This is a genomic window from Maribacter sp. 1_2014MBL_MicDiv (assembly GCF_001865655.1).
In the GTDB taxonomy this organism is placed as follows: Bacteria; Bacteroidota; Bacteroidia; order Flavobacteriales; family Flavobacteriaceae; genus Maribacter; species Maribacter dokdonensis.
In genome coordinates this window covers 2,015,218-2,032,441 of sequence record NZ_CP011318.1, presented here as the reverse complement: position 1 = coordinate 2,032,441, position 17,224 = coordinate 2,015,218, and the positions used below count along the sequence as shown (strand labels likewise).

Sequence of the window (17,224 nt, the reverse complement as noted above, 5' to 3'; positions counted from 1 at the left end):
GTGATAAATGGATAAAACCTAACTTGCCTTCTCTTTAAAGCCCGCAATCATTCCGTATTTCTTTTTCTTGTATTGTTCCGTAATTAAACCTAATAGATAATTCTTCATAGCAAAACCGATAATTCCTAAAACTGAAAGTACACCTACTGCCACTTCTAAATTAAAAATGTAATAAAAGATGGAAAATATAATAATAGGAACAACTAAAACAGGAAGCATTACTAGAAATTGAGTGGCACTTGCACCTTGCATATTACCGAACGGACTCTGATCCAATTCAATCCTTTTCTTGTTGAAAGAACCGAAATATAAAATGACCGGTATATTTACACCTAAATTATATAAGGCACAGCCAAAATTGATTGCCAAGGCATCCCAACCAAAGTAAACATAAGGTATAGTCAATAAAAACATAGCCACTATACTCACCGTAATTAAAGAAACTTTAGACTCCAAATACTTGCGCATGGGTATATTTTGCGACATCATCATACTATAGTAACTACTATCCCAAGCGGGAATAAACTGACCGAAATTACTTAAGAAAATACCGGTCATAAATATGCCGACAAAAGCTTTCATAGGCATCATACTACTATATATATCTTGGGTGTAAAACACTAAGCCGTAAAAAACAAATAGCAGAGAAATATACACTTGAGACTTGGTTCTTTTATTACGCCATATCATTTTAAGATCAAGTTGTAAGAAAGAGCCCATTTCACCAAAACGTTTTGTCCAAGCTAAATCTGAGGTATTTGCCTCTACAGATTTCGCTTTGAGTTTTGCATCTAGGTAAATTTTATCTTTTAAATATGTATAGTTTATATAATACATGAGCAAGGCTAGAGCAACGGGTATCAATACTGTTATGGGATATGCATAAAGTGCATGAAAAACGGGCGCAAAAAATTCCTTAATAGAAAACACCCCAAAATAATCTAATCCATAGCCCAAAACGAGTAAGCTTACAATAGCAATAAGAACCTTGTCATTTTTATTGACCAAAAGGTTTAAATAGTTAATACTAAGAACAATTGCCTTTATTGCAACAACCCATAATAATACATTCAATACAGGGTAATCATTGAATAAAAGAACAATTGCGAAGGGAACAATAAAAAATAAGGTCAATAAATTATAAATAGATGCAGCCGATCTACCTAATATATAATGTGCTATGGTACTTTTCTTCACTGGTGTGGTCAAAAAAGGCTTAATATCCATTACCGGTAGTTTTTGCATAAAATACCTGAGCATTAATTCCATTAGAATCCAGTAAATAAAATATTGACTAACGATCCATAAAGGGTTTTGATCTGGGAAGAATTTGCGCAGTAGAAAGTACATACCTCCACCGGTTACGGCTAGCGATATCAACATATACACCGCAAAAAATCCCATTACTATTTTTATCCCTAAACTTTTACCAAGGTTAGAGGACCTAAAAAAGGATTTCCATTGTAATGAAGAAAAACGTTTAAACATTCGGTTGGTTTTAGTATTTGAAATATAAGTAAGAAAAATCTTGAGTTTGTTACAAACAAAATTCAAAATATTCTTTAAGGTCTTATTTTATACCTTACTATATATCCAGAAAAAATTAACCGATTAATCTCTTCCTTTTTATAGTTAAAAACTTCTTTTCTAGCGAATTCGAAGTTTCCAACATTGCTTTATCCAAAAAAGAGATTGCCAAATCTTTCTCACCTTTTTTCAGATAAAATTCTGCATAACAACCATAATATAGATAGCCTCTTTGACCAAGTTCGGCTACCTCAATGCAATTCAATAATTGATATGTTTTCGCTAAATCGTTTAGTTGAAGACAAACTGTTGCATGATTTAACAATGTAAACATGTTAGGTTCAAACGTATGCAACTGTTCATACCAATAAGAAATCTTTCTCCAATTGGTATCTTTAAATATTTTGGCATTTAAATGCTCAGAGGCTATGGCAGCTTCATAATGATACACAGAGGTATCTTCATATTCCGTAGCTTTAAGCATGGCACTGTTTCCCATCTTTATCAATGGAAAATACCATTTGGTACGGTCTTGATACCGCAAATTAACTATTTGATTGTCAGAGGAAACTTTACTTTCTAGTCGTGACATATGAAAACATAGCAATGCAAAAAGTGCATACAAACTGCCACTTCTAAATTGCTCCTTTTTTAAAAGTAATTGACAAAGGCGAATAGCTTCGCCACATAAATCTTCTTTTATTAACTTTTCCTTGTTTGTAGAATGAAAGCCTTCATTGAACGTTAAGTAAATGACTTCCATAACCCGTGCCATTCGTTCTTGAACAGTTTCAGGACTTGGGTATTGAAACTGAATATTTTTATCGCTGATCGTTTTTCTTGCTCGGAGTAATCGCTTAGCGATAGTTTCCTCTTTGGTCAATAAGGCAGCGGCAATTTCTTTGATACTAAAACCGGAAATAGTTTTAAGTGCAAAGGCTATTTGTTCGCTAGGGTGTAAACTTGGGTGACAGGCAACAAAAATCATTCGCAACTGACTGTCTGCAACCTCATGATCTAAAAACAGTTGCTCAATTTGTAAAGATGATGCTCCAGTTGTAATGCTAAGGTTTCTATTCTTTTCCGCTTGTATACTACGAAGAATATCAATGGTTCTGTTTTTTGCAACCCTGTTCAGCCAAGCTTCTGGGTTATCGGGTATTTTAGTCCGCCATTGAGAAGTTGCTTTTATAAAGGTATCCTGTACCGCATCTTCAATGGTCTCTATATATGACAACCCGAAAAAACGGGTTAAAATAGCTACCATCTTTCCGTAATGATGTCTAAAAAGATGGTCTACTACTTTATGTTCCATTTAATTTACTGCTCAAAAACCATTACTTCCCTAATCTCAACAGTACCGTCTAAATCATAATCTGGATAATCTTTAGCGATTTCAACTACAGCTTCAGCATTCTCTGCCTGTACAATATAGTAACCGCCAATCAATTCTTTACCTTCGATCAAAGGGGCATCGGTAACGGTACGGTTTGGTCCAGATACTCTTTTTACTTGGGGCATTAATGCATCGCCAGATTTAACAATACCTTGTTTTTGCATTTTTTCGTTCCAAGCAAACCATTTCCCCATACGTTCCTGTAATTGTTCTGGTGATAGACCTAATTCTTGGTAATCTGCACCAATGAAAATCATCATAAAATCTTTCATAATTTAACTGTTTTAGTTGTTCATAGAACATGCTCTAAGTTCTCATGTTTACCCCATGACGTTACCGAAATCAAATTAGGGACAATTTTTATAGGTTTTTTTCAAAAAAAGATAAGTTAAGAATTATTTAATATGATAAAAACCCTTCAAATACCATAGATGGTTAGACTTTTTTGACAAATGTCATATGATATCGCAAAAGCATGCTTAATTTTGTAAATCGATTTAAAGAAATGAACATATGTCGCAATTTCACCCATTAACGGTAAAACATATCAAGAAATTAACGCCAACCTCTGTTGCCGTTACATTTTCAATTCCTAAAGAATTGGTACAGACTTTCACCTTTACGGCGGGTCAGTATATCACCATTAAAAAAGAAATAAAGGGCAAAGAACTTAGAAGAGCATATTCTATTAGTTCATCTACGGACAAGGATGGTATCACCATTGGGATCAAAAAAGTAGACAATGGCGGATTCTCCAATTACGCCAACTCACAATTAAAAGTAGGCGATACATTAGAGGTGATGGAACCAGAAGGTCGTTTCGTTTTTAATACTACTAAAGAAGTACAGAACATAGCAGCATTTGCTGCAGGTAGTGGTATTACCCCTATTATGAGTATTGTAAAGTCTGTTTTGGATAGTAACCCAAAAAACAAATTTGTTTTAGTTTACGGAAACAAATCTTACGAAGAGACTATGTTCTATACAGATTTGGTAAAACTTGAACTAGAATATGCCAATCGGTTTTTTGTATACTTCACTAATAGTCAAACTCGTGAAGACAAGGCTTTATTTGGTAGAATAGATACCTCAACGGTAAATTATGCACTATTGAACAAGCATAAGGACGTTGATTTTGATGGATACTATTTATGTGGACCAGAAGAGATGATCCGTTTGGTACAAGATACTTTAATAGAGAATGAAGTTGATAAGGATAAAATCCATTTTGAGCTCTTTACACCCACTGAAATAAAAGAGGAATTACCTATACAGGCCGATGGTCAAACAGCAGTTACCGTAATTGTTGATGATGAGGAATTTCAGTTTACGATGGACAAGAAAAACATAATTCTTGATGCCGTTCTTAAAGAAAACATTGATGCACCATATTCTTGCCAAGGTGGGGTATGTAGCAGTTGTATAGCCAAAGTAACCGAAGGAAGTGCTGAAATGGTCATGAACCAAATTTTGACCGATAAGGAAATTGCGGACGGATTTATTTTAACCTGTCAAGCGCATGCCACCACACCTACCATAAAGGTAGATTTTGATGATGTATAAAACTATATTAGTATAATTATAAAACGCCATTATTATAACATAGTAATGGCGTTTTTTTATTTCCTGGTCTATCTTTTCAAAGGTAAAATTAAATTGGATTGCGTTATTGTTTTTAAGGCGTTGAAATACCTTTAATAGTATTTTCAATTCGCTAAAGGTATGTCTATAGAAATCATTGGTGTTTTTATCATCATTGCGGTAGTTATAATTTTATTTGCTTTTGAGGTTTTTCCGATGGATAAAATCGCTTTCTGCATTATTGCCGCATTACTATTGACCGGCTTGGTTTCACCTGAAGAAGCCGTCAGCGGATTTTCTAACAAAGCCGTAATCACCATTCTATGTTTAATGATCTTAGCGATCGGACTTGAAGAAAATGGAGCCATTTCTTATCTCGCAAAAGGCTTAAAGGTGCTAAAGAACTGGCCGGTTGTCCTGGCCATGGTCGCTATTATGCTGATTGCGGGAAGTATTTCTGCCTTTGTAAGCTCTACTGCCGTGGTCATTGTCTTTATTAAAATTGTTGCAGAACTACGCGAAAAATATCAGTTACCCCCAGGCAAATTGTTATTGCCTATATCTTTTGCAAGTATTTTAGGGGGCAGTTGTACCCTAATGGGCACATCTACCAACCTTTTGGTAAGTAATATAGCCGCAAGGTATACCGGTGAAAAATTGGGTTTCTTTGAATTTACATTGACCGGCATTGTTTTTTTAGGAATTTCAATGGGAATTATTGCCCTTTTTTATCGGTTTTTGCCAAAAGACACTGGTAAACTTTCAGATAATTATGACCTTGATCGATATCTCTTGACGGTGACGGTAGAAAGTGATTCTCCTTTGGTAAATAAACCAATAGGTGAAAGTTTCATGTTCAAAGAAGTTGACATTACCGTTTTGCGACTAACACGAAAAGGCTTTGACCAAAACTTATTGAATCATGATTTGTTAATTCAACCTAATGATATAATTCTTCTGCACTGTAGTTTGGAAAACCTTCAAAAAATGCGTGCCGAAGGTTATTTTGAAGTGGATTCGGAAGACAAAGACCATTTTACATCCACTAAAAATACCCAAATCAAAAAAGTTAGTGATGCCCAAGTAAAGAATGATGAAAATAATGAGGAAGATGATGAAAGTCTTTTGTTAGAATTATTGCTGTTACCCGGTTCTAAATTTTTAGGCAGAAACTTATCTGAATTAAAAACAATGTTAATACCAAGAGCAATCCCTTTAGCGGTAAACAAGCGAAAGAAGCTACGTATTCTTCAGAACCGACTTCATCAAAGCAATCATGAGTTTACAAAGCTTCACGTAGGAGATCGATTATTGATACAAACCAAGCCCGAGTACGTATCTAATTTTGAAAACAGCAATAATTTAGCAGTATTAAACCAATATGAAGGTCGTGTACCTGCCACGCCGTTTAAAAGAAACTTATCTATCCTTATATTAATTGCCACCATTGCCATGGCAGCTACCGGAATTTTTGAAGTAATGACAAGTGTAATTACAGGAACCTTAGCTATGCTCCTTTTTAAGTGCATAGAGTTAAATCGTATCTATGAGAAGATCAATTGGCAAATTATTTTCTTATTGGCAGGTATGATACCACTAGGTATAGCAATGAGCAATGCCAAGGCAGATACATGGATCACGGAAGAACTGTTGGCATTAATGTCCGGAGAGCAACCTATATTCATTATCGGATTGTTGTTTTTAACGACTATGATACTAAGTAGTGTAGTATCAAACAATGCTACGGCAATTATAATGGCACCTATTGGAATTTCATTGGCCAGCGGATTAAGTCTTGATCCCAAGCCATTTATTCTTTGTGTAATGTTTGCGGCAAATTTCAGTTTCTTTACTCCCTTAGGATATCAAACAAATGCGCTGATCTACAGTATGGGAATTTATAAATTCAAACACTTTTTAGTAATCGGCGGGGTTATATCCGTAGTGCTTTGGATCGTGGGCACCTTACTTTTAAGTGCAATATTGTAATTAGCTATTTGGTAAATACCTCCTCGAACTTTTTAACAGCAGCTTCATAGCCAATGGCGTAGGCTTTTTCTATACCCCTTCTATCTAACAAGCCAATATGTTCCAATTCTTTAGATTCAAGCACCAAATGACAATTATTGATCTTTTGTCGGTTAATGGCATAGATCATCAATCCGGTAACCCTGCCCGTTAATTGAAATGAGTTGTTTAAGTGCTTTTTCTCCAATTGAGATACAACAGATACATTACTACCAATAACAAAATCTACCTTGGGCAAAACCGGTTCAGAAGGAAAATTGTTCATGATCCCACCATCTGCATATAATTCTCCATTATATTCCACCGGACTGAAAACCGGCGGTAATGCAGCGGAGGCCAATAAGGGTTTTATAAGCTCGCCTTCATGAATAAACAGCTCTTCACCTTTCTGTAAATTGGTTGCTACTACATGTAGTTCCCTATTTAAGGCCGCAAAACTATCCTCTGGAAAATACTGTTTAAAAGAAGTAATATAACTTTCACTATTGAGCAAACCGGGTTTGGCAACCGCAAAGTAATTATACTTAAAGAGTGGCGTTTCCTTAAAAAATCGAAGCATATCTTCTACGGGCTTATCGGCAGCATACAAAGCACCTACTAAGGCACCTATACTACTACCCGAAACCACATTGGCCTCAAGACCGAATTCTTGCATTGCCTTGATCACACCTATATGCGCCATGCCTCTAATACCTCCGCCCGAAAGTACCAAACCTATGGACTTAGAACCTATTTGCATCTATCTAAAATTAATTTCAAAAAAAATGCCAAGCGAATACTATTATTCGCTTGGCATAAAATTAATCATAAATACGGACTAAGAATCCAATCCGAAGGCATAATAATATTTACTTCCGTCTTCATAAACGCCCTCTAACATTACCCCGCCTTTTTTGTTTTCCAAAACAGCGGCTACATCTTCAATATCATTGATACGTTTACCATCTATATGTGTTATGATAAACCCTTCTTGCATTTGGGTTTCCTTCTTAATTTTACCAGGGTAAAGTTTAGAAACCTTAACACCGCCATCTATTTTCAGTTTTTTAGCGATTTCCTTATCCACATTCTCAAAATCCGCTCCTAAAAGGTTAAACACCTCTTTCTTTTCTTTTTTGATAAAATTGGTCCCACCTTGAGAATTATGTAACTCAACCTCAAACTCTTTTTCCTTTCCGTTTCTATTTACCACGATAGTTACCTTATCACCTGGTCTTTTACCGGCAATAATTTCTTGAAGTCTAGGTGATGTTGCCGTTTCCTTTCCGTTAACGCTAACGATAATATCACCAGATTCCATTCCTGCCAAATCTGCACCGCTATCCTCACCAACTTGCTCTACCCAAACACCTTTAGTAAAATCAACATCTTTTTCTTTTGCCAAGTTGCTATCCATAGTTCTAATGGTTACCCCCAACATACCACGTTGCACATTACCGAATTTTAACAGGTCTTCTACTACTTTGGTAACAATATTACTAGGGACTGCAAATCCGTACCCTGTATACGTACCCGTAGTACTTGCAATGGCCGTATTGATCCCTACTAGGTTTCCGTCTAAATTTACTAATGCACCCCCACTGTTACCTGGGTTAATGGCAGCATCTGTCTGAATAAAACTCTCTACCGCAAACTTATCGGTATTTATATGTATACTTCTTGCCTTGGCACTAACGATACCTGCAGTAACCGTAGAGTTCAACCCTAAAGGATTACCAACGGCCAATACCCACTCACCTACTTCAACATCATCGGAATTTACCAAAGACATGGTTTTTAAATTATCTGCTTTGATCTGTAATAGCGCCAAATCTGTAGTAGGATCCGTACCAATTACCGTAGCCTTGTACGATTGATTATTATATAAGGTTACTTCAACTTCATCCGCATTGTCAATGACATGGTTATTGGTAACAATATATCCTTGATCATTGATGATCACGCCAGATCCCGTACCTACTCTAGGTCTAGATGAGGATCCTTGTGGAGACTGCCCCTTGAACATATCACCAAAAAACTCTTTGAACGGATCAGGCAGTTCACGAGCACCTTGATTTTGATATGATGATCCCGTTTGTGTAGATTTAATGTGTACAACGGCATCTAAAACTTTCTCTGAAGTTTCTGTAAAATCCAATGGTTTAATATTACCATCGTTGTCTTTGGTATATAATGCCTGTGCCCCTGGTATAGATTCTACCACGGTTACACCGCTAGACTCTTTTACATCTTTTTTGTTGAAATGAATTACCCCGTAACTTACGGCAAGGGCAATAATAGCTGAGAAGAAGTATACCTTCCAAGCTCCTCTAGAATTTGTGTTTGATTTCATATGTATATAAATTTTAATATTCTTCTAACTGCCTAGTGTCAATAGCTATGCCATGTATAGCCATGTCATTGCTAAAAAAAATTTAAAAGTTTTTGAAATTTTAAGGGATTTTTTAGACTAAGTGGTCTGTAACCTTAAAATTACATTACTTGAAGCATAAAAATTATGCTCATCAACTGATATTATAGCTTGTTTATAGGCTTTTGCAATTTGTAAACCCTAAAATGTTTTAGAGAAACAAACTGCTTGGTCTAAAACTGACATTTTGACTTAAAGTAAGGCGATTCTTATATTTTAATGATACAATTTATGTATAGTTAAAAAACCTTTGCCATATTTTTACGTAAGTTTAACAACGAGAAAGAAAATTGAATTGAATTCACTAGGTGCTACTGCTATATTGTTATTTGCTAATTCCGCTAAGGAAGATTTAGCCAATAAGGGTATTGCCAAAGGTGAACAATTGTTTAACATTCTTACCACGGCCACACTTCGTAAAGCAAAAAATACAGGTTTGCCCGTTTTTCATTTTTCCGATGAAAACCAAATTGGCAACAGTTTTGGTGAACGTTTCACGAATGCCATAGCTTCCGTTTTTGAAAAAGGTTTTACAAGTGTTATTACCATAGGGAACGATACTCCGCACTTAAAAACACAACAACTTAAACATACTGCCAAGCAATTGGCAAAGGGCAAGTCCGTTATTGGACCATCAATTGATGGCGGGTTTTACCTTTTAGGTTTACAAAAATCGAATTTTGAGGTAGGCGAATTTCAAGATCTACCTTGGCAACGCTTTGGCTTGTACCACAAAATTACCATGTGGCTACAAGAAGAATCAACGGCATTGGTGAAATTGCCCGTTTTACAGGATTTGGATACTGAAAAAGATCTAAAGGCTATTTTATCATTCTCAAAAGACTTACCCACTACCCTGCTATTGGTGATAATAGCAATATTACGAGTAAACAGAAGTCTATCCTATACTAACCATCACTTCTTTCGTCAATTTCCAAACAGTTTTCTATACAACAAGGGCTCGCCTTTGGTTTCATTTATATAGATCCCCCTTTATCCAATGGTTGGATAAATGAAAAACCAGTCGAAAAACTATATATGAAACACTTATTACTAGTGTTGACCTTGTTTATATGTACTATGGTCAATGCTCAAGAAACAATTACCGGTACTGTAAAAGATACCGATGGAAATACCATACCTTATGTCAACATTGTTTTGTCTGGCACGCTAAATGGCACTACCACTAACGAAAACGGCATATATACCATTGATGTACCCGAACTTTCCGGTGCTCTTGAATTTTCCGTTTTAGGGTATGAAACCAAAATAATTACCATAAATAACAGACGAACAATTGATATAGTCCTAGGCGACTCTTCCGAGGTCTTAGATGAAGTGGTATTAACGGCTTTAGGTCTAAAACGAGAAACCAAAGAATTAGGTTATGTAGTTCAAAGCTTAGATGCCAAAGGAGTTACCGAGGTAAAATCGGTCAATTTTCTAGACAACCTTTCGGGTAAATTGGCAGGGGTAACCATCAACCAAGGTGCTACGGGTGTAGGATCTTCCTCTAAAATTACCATTCGTGGAGAAGCTTCTTTCTCGAACAACAATCCTTTATTTATTGTAGATGGCGTTCCTATCAACAATAATTCGGTCTTTAATTTCACCAATGAAGCGGCAGCCGGATTTCAAGAAATCGATTTTGGAAACGGAGCCATGGAGGTAAACCCAGATGATATTGCAGAGGTATCGGTTTTAAAAGGACCAAGTGCTGCGGCATTGTACGGTACTAGAGCTTCTAACGGAGTGATTATTATTGAAACAAAAAGCGGCAAGAATTCAAAAGGATTGGGCATTAGTTACAACACCAGCTTTTTTGTAGATTCAGCTTTTCAGCTGCCCGATTTTCAGAATGAATACGGACAAGGAAATTCAGGAGAGTTCGCCTTTGTAGACGGATTAGGTGGTGGAACCAATGACCTAATTACGTACAGTTGGGGGCCACGTTTAGATGTTGGTAACCTTATTCCGCAATATGATAGTCCTGTTACCTTGCCAGACGGTACCGTTGTAAGAGGTGGAGACACCGCTCTTTATAGTGGAATACCTATCACCCCTACAGAATTTAGATCACAACCGGACAATCTAAAGAACTTCTACGAAACCGGTACTACGTTAATTAATAATATTGCTATTTCCAACGGATTTGATACCGGTAATTACCGACTTTCATTTACGGACTTACGAAGCGAATCTATTATACCGGGTGTTGATTTAGACCGGCAAACGGTGAGTGCACGACTCAATTTTCAGCCAATAGATAAATTACGCATCAATTCATCTATAAGTTATATCAATTCTAATTCTGACAACAGACCGTCTAACGGTTATGGTTCAGAAAACGCAAACTATTCTTTGGTTGCTTGGGGGCCACGCTCGCTGAACATAGAGAATCTAAAAAATTACTGGCAACCAGGTTTAGAGGGTATACAACAATACTCGTACAACTATACCTTTTTTGATAATCCATATTTCATTCTTAATGAAAACAGAAACTCGTTCAATAGAGATAGGGTATTCGGAAATATTTCCGCTAGCTATGATATCACAGATCATTTAACGGCAACAGTTAGAACAGGTATGGATTATTCTAGTGAACTACGCCAATTGCGAAGAGCCTATAGTTCTAATCGTTTCGCAAATGGTGGTTATGCAGAGCACGATGTGTTCTATAGGGAGATAAACACTGATTTTTTAATAAATTATACCAATCAGTTCAATAATTTTAATATAGATGTCTCTTTAGGTGGAAACCGATTAGACCAAAAAGCGTTTACCTCACAATCGCAAACTACAAGTTTGGCACAACCGGGTATATTTAGGTTATCTAACGCAGCATCACCTATTGAAGTTTTCGAATTTGAATCAAACAAGAGAATCAACAGCTTCTATGGCTTAGCAAAAATTGGATATAAGGATTTCTTATTTTTGGATGTCACCGGAAGAAACGATTGGTCTAGCGCATTGGCTACCCCTTTTTCAGTAGATAATACCTCTTTCTTTTATCCATCGGTATCCAGTAGTTTTATAGTATCCAAGGTGGTCAATTTACCTGAGGTGATTTCATTTGTCAAGTTACGAGCAAGTTGGGCGCAGGTAGGTAATGACACAGACCCCTACCAAACTACAGGGGCATTTGTTGCACAAACGCCTTTTAACGGGCAACCAACATTCAGTAATTCCAATACCATTGCAAATGCCGATCTGCAACCAGAACAGACCTCTTCTTTTGAAGTGGGTGCTGATCTACGCTTTTTCAATGATCAACTTCGCTTTGATGTTTCCTATTACAACGCATTGACCAAAGATCAAATTATTTCTCTACCCATTGGTATCTCCTCTGGATACACACAACAAGTGGTCAATGGTGGTGAAGTTCGCTCTAAAGGACTTGAGGTCATCGTAGGTGTTTCCCCTATAATAAGTCAAAATTTTAAATGGAACAGCACCTTGAATTTTAGTACCAATAGATCAACCGTTGAAAGTTTACCGCAAGATGAAGGTAGGTTAACATTGGCGTATTCTAGAATTTATGACAGTCAAAACCAAACGGTATTTTTACAGGCAGAAGAAGGTGGTCGCGTAGGTGATCTATATGGAACCGGATATTTGAAAAATGAAAATGGCGATTTTATCCTTACGGATGAGGGTAGATATATACCGGACAATGAACTACAAAAATTGGGTAATTATAATCCTGATTTTATGCTGGGTTTCAACAACCAATTCAATTATAAAAATTGGAATATGGGCTTTCTACTAGATTGGCGACAAGGTGGCATTATCGTTTCTAGAACAAGGGCATTAGGTAATGTTGGTGGTCAGCTGGCAGAAACCGCTTTTAGACCTGAAGGAGGAATTGTACCAGAAGGCGTTGTAAATACCGGTACCGAAGATAATCCGGTTTATGAAACAAATACTGTAGCGGTTTCCGCAGAAAGTTACTATCGTCAATTTTATGATAGAAACCACGAAGAAAATAACACTTATGATGCATCATTTTTAAAGCTACGCCAACTATCCATTGGGTATACGTTCAACAATCTTAGCCTGTTTAACCAAGATGCTACGTTGAGTTTATCATTAATAGGAAAGAACTTATTTGCTATAACAGAGAATCCGCATTTTGACCCAGAGCAATTGGCAGTACAAGGGCAAGGATTTATTAGTGGCGTTGAAGATATGTCTTATGCCACAACAAGAAGTATAGGTTTTAAAGCTGGATTTAATTTTTAAGAAAGAAAAGATGAAACATATATATAGCATTTTAGTCTTATTGTTGGTCATTGGCTGCACAAAAGATTTTGAGGAAATTAATACGAACACCAACGATCCCGTAACCGTACAACCTAGTCTTTTGTTAAGACAGGTAATTTATGACTACGGGGAACAGATGTCATATGAAGGTTTTACTGCCGGTAACCTACTAGGACAATATAGTACCGCTCTAGACTTTAACTTATTTGACAGGCATGATTTAAAATCTCCGCAGCTTGGTGGTAATCCATGGCCTATATTCTATCAGAATTTACGAGACAATGAAATCATATTAAAATTGTCTCAAGAGAATGTTGCCTATGCCGTTTATGAAGGTCCGGCAAGAATTATGAAGGCATACATGGCAGCCGGGTTAACCGATTTATTTGGTGATGCTCCCTATTCAGAAGCATTTCAAGGAGATACAGAAACGGTTACTCCGTCCTATGACACTCAGGAGTCAATTTACATGGATGAAGGTGGTGTTTTTGACAATCTTGACAAAGGAATTTTAGCCATTCAGAATTATTCAGGTACCATAGCTTTAGAGGGAGATATTCTCTTTAATGGTGATTTAGATGGATGGATTCGTTTTGCAAATTCATTGAAGATAAAATACTTGATGAGGGTTTCTAATAAAATAGATGTTGCATCGCAATTACAGACCATAGTAAGTGAAGGTAAGTTCATTGATGATAATGAAGAAAATGCCATTTTTAACTTTACCGATGGTGAACCTAATAGTTTTAGACTTGCGCAACTTAGGGTTGGGGACTTTAATAATTATGTACTTTCTGAAACTATGGATGAAATTTTGACCAACTTGAACGATCCTCGTATTGGTCGTCTGTACCAACCTTTTGCCAACAGTGCGGATGGTGAATACAATGGGCTTTTAAACGGTATAGACGCATCAGTTGGGGTATCATTGGCAGATTACTCTTTATTAGGTACCATTTTTAGGGAAAACACCGGTTTATTGGATGCGAATTTTATGACCAGTATGGAAACCCACTTTTTGTTGGCCGAAGCTGCTGAAAGAGGATTCATTTCTGCAGATACCCAAATTTTGTACAATACCGGCGTAACACAGGCATTTGCCTATTGGCAGGTAGAACTACCTGAAAATTACCTAACAGAAGATGCCCCGTTTGATAACGGCAATACTATAGAGAACATCATTACTCAAAAATGGATTGCAAATTCAATAAACGGTTATGAAGGTTGGATAGAGTATAGAAGAACGGGTTTTCCGCAATTGAAAACAATATCGGCTAGTTTAAACAATAATTTGATACCTACCCGTATGCCTTATCCATCTGAAGAAGAAGCATTAAATAATGCCAATTATACCCAAGCTTCAAATAACACGGATGGCAATAGTATTAATGTACCTGTATGGTGGGATGAATAACCGAGCTAGGAGAAAAAACAAAAAATGACTGAAGTACAAATTTGGCAATGGGGATTAGTGATCACATCTAGTTTGGTGTTGTTCTTACTATCACCGTGGGCAAAAGATACCAATCAGTTTTTTAAAGCCGTGCAAAAGAAGAAAGCGCCCAATACCTTTATGTTAATGGGCAGCCTTATCATCTCATGGATATTTGCCAAAAGTATCACCAACGCTGCAAACTTAGGTCTGGATTTTGGTATTGTTGGTGGTGTAGCCTATGCAGGCTATTATTTATCATTTGCCGTGGCAGGTATTGTCATTTATAAAATGAGGCTACACGGTAAGTATACTAGCATACATCATTTTTTAACCTCAAAATTTGGTAAAACTGCCGTAACTATATTCTCCATATTGATTGCCTTTCGTTTGTTCAATGAAGTATGGAGCAATACCATGGTCATAGGTTCTTACTTTGGTGATATGGGCACTACCGCCTACTATTGGTCCATTTTAGTATTTACAGGTTTAACCCTTGCCTATGTTCTAAAAGGCGGCATGAGCAGTTCCATTTTTACCGATGTTGTCCAAATGGGGCTATTTTCAATACTATTAGCGGTAATATTGTTCACCATCTTTGGTAAAGACAATGCTATAACCACATCAGGAGTAGTAAATTCTGGCATATGGTCTTTTGAAACCGGGCTGAATTTATTGTTCGCTGCCTTATTGCAATCGTTCAGCTACCCTTTTCATGATCCCGTGTTGACCGATAGAGGTTTTATTAGCAGTCCTAAAGTAACATTGAAAAGTTTTCTGTGGGCAAGTGTACTTGGAGCTATTTGCATTGTTCTATTCAGCATTATAGGTGTTTATGCGCAATCGCAGGGCATGCAGGGTCAGGCAGCTGTTCAAGTTGGTAAGGCGTTTGGTACGGTTATACTATTGGTCATCAATTTTATTATGATCACTTCGGCAGCATCGACCTTGGACTCTACCTTTTCATCTTTTTCCAAATTATTGGCTCTTGACCTAAACCTTGGCAACACGGTTAAATTTGGTCGTTGGTCAATGGTCGCTGTAGCAGTATTGGGTACGGTTCCGGTCTTTTTAGATGCTGAAATATTATCTGCCACCACCATTAGCGGTACTATGGTAATCGGTTTAACCCCCGTTTTTTTATTTTGGAAAGGTAGTGCTCCTAAAATCAGTTTTCATTTAAGTGTTTTCTGCGGATTGCTATTCGGTTTTTTATTGATTTTCAATTGGTTTCCAGATAGCTTAATATTTACCACTGGCAAGTATGCCAATTTATTATGGATTAATTTTTGGGGCATCTTATGCTGCCTTTTCGTTTATATGATACCTACATGGATAAAGAAATAAAACATTTGGGCACTAAAACAGGAAAGCTGTTGCTATTTGGAGGTGTGTACAGCAACCTACAAGCTTTGGAAAAACTAATTTCAATAGCCAAAGATGCCGGTATTGCAACAGAAAACTGCATTAGTACCGGTGATATTACCGGTTATTGCGCACAACCGGAAGAAACTGTTCAGTTGTTCCAAAAATGGGGCGCTTTAAGTATTGCGGGCAATGTAGAATTGCAATTGGCAAATGATAGTGAAGATTGTGGGTGCGATTTTAAAAGCGGTAGCCGTTGCGACGATTTTTCAAAAATGTGGTTTCCGTATACCAAAGGGCATTTATCACAGCAATCATTAGAATGGATGCATGAAATTCCTGAATACATCAGTTTTGAATATGGTGGTAAAAAAGTAACGGTAGTCCATGGAAATTATGGAAATACCTCTGAATTCATTTTTAAGTCGAACGCCACGGAAAGTAAAGAAAACTGTTTTAAAGAGACTAATAGTACTATTATCATAGCCGGTCATTGCGGGTTACCTTTTCATCAAACTCTAAAGGAAAATGTATGGCTAAACCCAGGTGTAATAGGTATGCCTGCAAATGATGGTACTCCAAGGGTATGGTATATGATATTGGATATTATAGATGGTGAAGTTGCTTATGCCCATCATTCATTTGAATATGATGCCGAAACCGCTCAAAAATTAATGTACAAGAACCATTTACCTGAAGCATATGGAGACACGCTTACATCTGGTATATGGGATAATATGGAAATACTCCCTGAACTAGAAAAAATGGGACAGGGAATTCCAATATATTTTAACCAAGAACAAAAAGATACGATACAAACTAAAACTCAGAAAAAGATGGCAAATACGTACTATGACCCAGCAGATTTAAGAAAATTTGGAAAAATTACAGAATGGAGCGAAGAGCTTGGTACCAAATTTTTTGACTATTATGGTAAGGTTTTCGAAGAAGGCGCACTAAGTGCTAGAGAAAAGTCTTTAATTGCATTGGCGGTATCTCATGTTGTCAAATGTCCATATTGTATTGACGCCTATACTAAAGACGGCTTACAAAAAGGCATTACCAAAGAAGAAATGATGGAGGCGGTGCATGTAGGAGCAGCTATTGAAGGTGGTGCCACCTTGGTGCATGGAGTACAAATGATGAACAAGTATAACAAATTGTCAATGTAAATTTCGTTGTTGGTTGTGCGTTGATGGATGTTCGTAACAGCCTTCTTCAA

Annotated in this window: 12 protein-coding genes and 1 pseudogene; 8 read left to right on the top strand and 5 right to left on the bottom strand. The window is 36.8% G+C overall.

The features are described 5' to 3' along the window. Positions 1-18: 18 nt before the first annotated feature. The 3 genes from YQ22_RS08505 to YQ22_RS08495 form a co-directional block, all read right to left on the bottom strand. A complete protein-coding gene (locus tag YQ22_RS08505; protein WP_071340840.1) occupies positions 19-1,488 on the bottom strand; it encodes a DUF5687 family protein in 1,470 nt (489 codons plus the stop codon). Between the two features lie 115 nt (positions 1,489-1,603). After that, the gene (locus YQ22_RS08500; RefSeq protein WP_071340839.1) at positions 1,604-2,842 is read right to left on the bottom strand and encodes an RNA polymerase sigma factor; all 1,239 of its coding nucleotides are present in this window, start codon (positions 2,840-2,842) and stop codon (positions 1,604-1,606) included. Between the two features lie 5 nt (positions 2,843-2,847). Beyond that, positions 2,848-3,195, bottom strand: a complete 348-nt coding sequence (locus YQ22_RS08495) for a YciI family protein (RefSeq protein WP_071340838.1) — start codon at positions 3,193-3,195, stop codon at positions 2,848-2,850. Between the two features lie 241 nt (positions 3,196-3,436). Here YQ22_RS08495 and YQ22_RS08490 point away from each other — a divergent pair, with 241 nt between their 5' ends. Together YQ22_RS08490 and YQ22_RS08485 are read left to right on the top strand one after the other, a co-directional pair. Next, positions 3,437-4,486, top strand: coding sequence for a ferredoxin--NADP reductase (locus YQ22_RS08490; RefSeq protein ID WP_071340837.1), 1,050 nt, complete (start codon positions 3,437-3,439; stop codon positions 4,484-4,486). A gap of 159 nt (positions 4,487-4,645) precedes the next feature. After that, positions 4,646-6,493 carry an SLC13 family permease gene (locus YQ22_RS08485; RefSeq protein ID WP_071340836.1) on the top strand — a complete coding sequence of 616 codons (1,848 nt, stop codon included), beginning with the start codon at positions 4,646-4,648 and terminating at the stop codon, positions 6,491-6,493. Between the two features lie 4 nt (positions 6,494-6,497). Here the strand turns inward: YQ22_RS08485 and YQ22_RS08480 are convergent, their stop codons facing one another. Together YQ22_RS08480 and YQ22_RS08475 are read right to left on the bottom strand one after the other, a co-directional pair. Beyond that, positions 6,498-7,271 (bottom strand): patatin-like phospholipase family protein, encoded by a 774-nt coding sequence (locus tag YQ22_RS08480; protein ID WP_071340835.1) that lies wholly within the window; start codon positions 7,269-7,271, stop codon positions 6,498-6,500. Positions 7,272-7,349: 78 nt separating this feature from the next. Continuing rightward, positions 7,350-8,864, bottom strand: a complete 1,515-nt coding sequence (locus YQ22_RS08475; RefSeq protein WP_071340834.1) for a Do family serine endopeptidase — start codon at positions 8,862-8,864, stop codon at positions 7,350-7,352. A gap of 373 nt (positions 8,865-9,237) precedes the next feature. Between YQ22_RS08475 and YQ22_RS08470 the strand changes: the two genes are divergently transcribed. From YQ22_RS08470 to YQ22_RS18920, 6 genes and pseudogenes are all read left to right on the top strand, one after another. Beyond that, on the top strand, positions 9,238-9,927 hold the full coding sequence (locus YQ22_RS08470) for a TIGR04282 family arsenosugar biosynthesis glycosyltransferase (protein WP_071342546.1): 690 nt from the start codon (positions 9,238-9,240) through the stop codon (positions 9,925-9,927). Between the two features lie 53 nt (positions 9,928-9,980). After that, positions 9,981-13,184, top strand: coding sequence for a SusC/RagA family TonB-linked outer membrane protein (locus tag YQ22_RS08465; protein WP_071340833.1), 3,204 nt, complete (start codon positions 9,981-9,983; stop codon positions 13,182-13,184). A gap of 10 nt (positions 13,185-13,194) precedes the next feature. Then, entirely contained in the window at positions 13,195-14,619 is a 1,425-nt protein-coding gene (locus tag YQ22_RS08460) for a SusD/RagB family nutrient-binding outer membrane lipoprotein (protein ID WP_071340832.1), read from the top strand. A 24-nt stretch (positions 14,620-14,643) separates the two neighbouring features. Then, on the top strand, positions 14,644-15,984 hold the full coding sequence (locus YQ22_RS08455; protein WP_071340831.1) for a sodium:solute symporter: 1,341 nt from the start codon (positions 14,644-14,646) through the stop codon (positions 15,982-15,984). Next, positions 15,939-16,598 (top strand): annotated as a pseudogene (locus YQ22_RS08450) (metallophosphoesterase family protein); the annotation flags it as partial. The gene YQ22_RS08455 and the pseudogene YQ22_RS08450, both read left to right, overlap by 46 nt. A 240-nt stretch (positions 16,599-16,838) precedes the next feature. Then, positions 16,839-17,174, top strand: a complete 336-nt coding sequence (locus YQ22_RS18920; RefSeq protein ID WP_082642972.1) for an arsenosugar biosynthesis-associated peroxidase-like protein — start codon at positions 16,839-16,841, stop codon at positions 17,172-17,174. Positions 17,175-17,224: the final 50 nt, after the last annotated feature.